Source organism: Methylobacterium sp. WL64 (genome assembly GCF_008039945.1).
Lineage (GTDB): Bacteria > Pseudomonadota > Alphaproteobacteria > Rhizobiales > Beijerinckiaceae > Methylobacterium.
On the sequence record NZ_VRVA01000231.1, the window covers coordinates 1 to 3,762 of the forward strand.

At 63.1% G+C, this 3,762-nt stretch carries 3 protein-coding genes and 2 pseudogenes; 2 read left to right on the top strand and 3 right to left on the bottom strand.

Annotation, left to right across the window (positions count from 1 at the left end):
• Nucleotides 1-806: 806 nt before the first annotated feature.
• A complete protein-coding gene (locus FV242_RS33135; protein WP_147941904.1) occupies nucleotides 807-1,391 on the bottom strand; it encodes a DUF1353 domain-containing protein in 585 nt (194 codons plus the stop codon).
• A 594-nt stretch (nucleotides 1,392-1,985) separates the two neighbouring features.
• Here FV242_RS33135 and FV242_RS33140 point away from each other — a divergent pair.
• Both FV242_RS33140 and FV242_RS33145 read left to right on the top strand, forming a co-directional pair.
• Nucleotides 1,986-2,876: an ImmA/IrrE family metallo-endopeptidase gene (locus FV242_RS33140; RefSeq protein WP_147941905.1), complete on the top strand. Its 891-nt coding sequence runs from the start codon at nucleotides 1,986-1,988 to the stop codon at nucleotides 2,874-2,876.
• A gap of 130 nt (nucleotides 2,877-3,006) precedes the next feature.
• On the top strand, nucleotides 3,007-3,294 hold the full coding sequence (locus FV242_RS33145; protein WP_147941906.1) for a hypothetical protein: 288 nt from the start codon (nucleotides 3,007-3,009) through the stop codon (nucleotides 3,292-3,294).
• A gap of 30 nt (nucleotides 3,295-3,324) precedes the next feature.
• Here FV242_RS33145 and FV242_RS33150 read toward each other — a convergent pair.
• Nucleotides 3,325-3,564: pseudogene (locus FV242_RS33150) on the bottom strand (DDE-type integrase/transposase/recombinase); the annotation flags it as partial.
• A 78-nt stretch (nucleotides 3,565-3,642) separates the two neighbouring features.
• Nucleotides 3,643-3,762: pseudogene (locus FV242_RS33155) on the bottom strand (IS5/IS1182 family transposase); the annotation flags it as partial.

Genomic DNA, 3,762 nt, shown 5'->3' on the forward strand with positions numbered 1-3,762 from the left:
TATCCGGACGCTGCAGCCGCAGCACCAGTTCGATCAACTCCTCGCGGCTCAGCCGCTCAAGATCGGTACGAACCATCCCACGAGGGAATCAGCGAAACCCAACCCGCGCAAGGGGGTGGGTAATTACCGTAGTTCTGCATAAGTATGATGTTCGTCCAAGCAGTATGCGTCGGGAAACAGGTGCGCGAAACACGTAAGCGGGCGGACCACATGCTGATTGATCTGCCCGTTCATCGAATTGCGCCGCTCCGGCATCAATGAACGAACCCGCTTCGGCCATCTGTTATCGCAAGTGGGACGGAGTGCTGGAATAGATTTAGGCTTTCGGGCGCTGGCTCTTGGACGTGGAAAAGGAGAGTTGGGCCGGGTGAGACCTCCGCCTGATGCTAGCGTCGGAGCCTTTAGGGTGGCCGTACGAAGGCTGGGTTTGCCATGGTGGTAGCACCGAGGCGCGCAATGTGAGTTATGGGCCTCGACCACGGTACAATCGCCTGGTACAAAGAAAGCTCGAAGCCGAACGAAAAATCACTGTTTTTATTGAGCTTTTTGACTGTTTGGGGCAGTCCCCCCCTCTCCGCCATTCGGTTGCTTCAAGCCGTTGCTTTGATTTGAGAAATTGGCCTCACCAGGGCCGTGACCCCACTTTATAGCCCACATTTTGAAGCGGCTTGTACCGGCCTATTTCAGACGTTGACAGACAATGGCTTCGCGCGTGCAAGGGCTGACGCCCCGCCTCTTTAGGGAGGTGTGGCGTGCAGTAGGTTTGAGAGCCGGCATGTGGCGACCACGCTGGGCTGCTTCAGAGTCTAGCGGAACCGTCGCGGGCGTGAGAAGTCGATCTGGACAACGGTCGGCCCCTCGGGAGCGGCCCGGCGCAGGCTCGCCACGGCCGGCGTCTTACAGTTTGTCCCGGTTGGAGGTGCGTCCCACAACCGGCGCGCGATGGGCGTCCGCACCCCCGCCTCGATCAGACCGCGAGCCTCCGGATTCCACGGAACCATGCCCTCGCGCATCAGCGTGTCGATCACCTCGCCCAGAATGCGCGCAGATTCTTCGAAGCTGATCTGGTCCGCGCCGGTATAGCCGCAGCGGTGCTGCTCGAACAGCCAGTCGTGAACGATGTAGGCCGGTCCATACCCCCAGGGCGAGAAGCCAGGAATGGGCTGGAGGATAGGCGGAATTGAGCCGCCATCGGTGTACATCGGCTGCGGGATGATGGCTCGATTGTCGGTGGTCACGAAGGTGAGCGGGTCCTTCGGGTCCGGCAGGTAGGCGAACCGGTTCTCGCCAACCCATTGCACGATGAGCTTACCCTTCAGCCGTCCGCCCGGTCCCGGTTGGGCAAGAGTCGCGCAGCCCGCCAGCGCAGCCGCGCTGAGAGTGACTGCCACGCTGCGGCGAAGGAAGCGCGCGAGATCGGATCGGCGACCCCGCTCGGGGGCTCGGTTACTTTACCCCTTGGTCACTGCTCATCCCCCCGCTTGCCACAAGCTTGACCATAACGAGCTTGGGGACACATCCCTCAAATAGGGGGCGCAATCGCATCCAGCCTTGTTGCGAGCAAGTCTTCTGTGACTAGTGCTGAACCAGCCCAGGTGGGTGCGCTGACAGAGTTCGCGGTCGCGCACTTTGGTGCCGACGATCAATCCGGCAGGGAGCGGCTGAGAAAAAAGTTCGATCCGCGCATCCTACTGCTACGCCTTGCGTAGTCTCAGCAGCCGACCTCAGTTCCGCCGACTCACGCTCTTGAGATAGGGCGCCCGACCGAGCGTTCGCCGCCGCGCCAGCTCGCCAAGCGCGGCTACTCTCTCGGCCTCACTGATGTCGTCGGGACCGTGGGGACCGCCGAACCGCGTCAGTATGGCCTCCACTCGCGATGGCGCAGTTGAGTAACCATCTGCACAAACTCTCCACAGTCCGATCTTGGGATCGTGGGTGCGGGGCGGCCTGACGGATCGGCTCAGAGACGGGATGGGGCTGCGTGGATGCCGATCAGCAGATTGGAACTAGCGGACGCGAGCTCGCCGGAGGCGCTGGTCAAACGCATTCTACAGGCCGAGCCGAACCTTCCGGTGCCCGTGCCAATCCAGGAGCTGTGCGCGCGCCTCGGCATCCTCGGGGTCGAGGACCTCGACACCGACGACTTCGAGGGCGGCCTTGTGACCGACGCGAAGCGGTCCGAGGCCATCATCCTCGCCAAGCGCGGGGGCGAACCACGTCGCCGCTTCACCATCGCGCACGAACTCGGCCACTTCCTGATGGCGCACCACGTCCCGGACCAGCCCGGCCGGTTCCTGTGCAAGAGTTCCGACCTACTCCGCCACACCGCGAAGGCGGGCGACCAGCGACAGCTCAGGGAGGTCGAGGCCAACCGCTTCGCCAGCCTCGTGCTGATGCCCCCGCACCTGCTGCGGGAGGCGATGGCGGCCTTCCGCGAGTCCGATCTGCAGCACGTACTCGCGCTCGCGCGGGACTTCGCGGTCGGTAAGGAGGCGGCGGCTCGGGCCTACGTGCAGTACCACCCCGAGCGGATCGCGGTCGTCGTGGTGGGCAACGGCCGGGTGCAGCGATGCTACCGCAGCCTCTCCTTCCCGGACATCATCTGTGCGGTCGGCAGCCCGGTCCCGACAGGCTCGCTCTATCGCAGCGCTCCGCCTCGGCCGAACAGCGCGAGTGACATCGCCGCGTGCAGTCCCGATCTCTGGATCAATGTGAAGCGCGACCTGCGCGCGCCGGGCCTCTCCGAGCAGGTGTACTTCCAGCCGAACGGTTTCGCGATGATCCTGCTGTGTCTGGAACCCGTCCCAGAGGAAAGTGCGGCGGAGCGCAGGCTGGATGAGGGCTGGCGTCACCGCTTCCACTCGGGGCGACGGTAGGCGAAGCTCAGCTCTGACGGAGCAGTCCTGACGGCCATAGCCTGACCCATCGTTCGAGCGGGCTGCACCGCCCTTCGTGTGGCTGATTCGGCGCATTCCTGGGGCCGACACAGGAAAAGGAGGGCCGCAGATGGCAGAGACGGACGAGTACCTGCGGATGCTCCTCAATCAGGCTGCAGAAGAAGAAGCGTTCCTCGGCCGTGTCAGCCGCACCGAGGACGTCGAACAGAGCGGTACGGCTAGTGGGCCAGCAACGTCCCCTACCGTGTCGTTGATGATCACGAGCCGTCAACGGGCAGAGCTTCGGGAGCCTGGCTTTTCCGACGAATCGATTCGGCGGATGTCGCCAGCCGAGGCACACGAGAAGCTCGGGCTGAGCAGTCCATCCGAAACTCAGCTCGAATCAGGCTCTCGGTAGCGCTCGTCGCCGACGTCGAAAAAGGAGAGACCCGTTGTCCGAGCGGATATGACCGGGCACACCGCGCAGGCTGAACAGGTCCGAGAGCACATCGATGACATCGAGGGCCTTCAGCTTGCGGGATACACGGATGGCGAGGCACTCACGCGTGAACTCATCGATGACGTTCAGCATCCGGTACTTGCGCCCGTTGCGCGTGCGGTGCTCGACGAAATCGTAGGACCAGACGTGATCGGGACGCTTGGCAGCACACGCGGGCCGCATTACGCATCAAGCCGTACATCCGTAGGAAGCCGTCGCAGTCAAAATCCACCGCCTGACCAGTCTGCGTCGACAGACTTAGAGCGCCTAACAGAACCGTCTGATCTGGTTGAGAGTGATGAGGCTGGCGGCGAGGCTCGTGAAGGCCTCGTAGATGTCTGCGCGTCGCTCGTAGCGGATGGGCAATCGACGGAATCGGTTGAACCA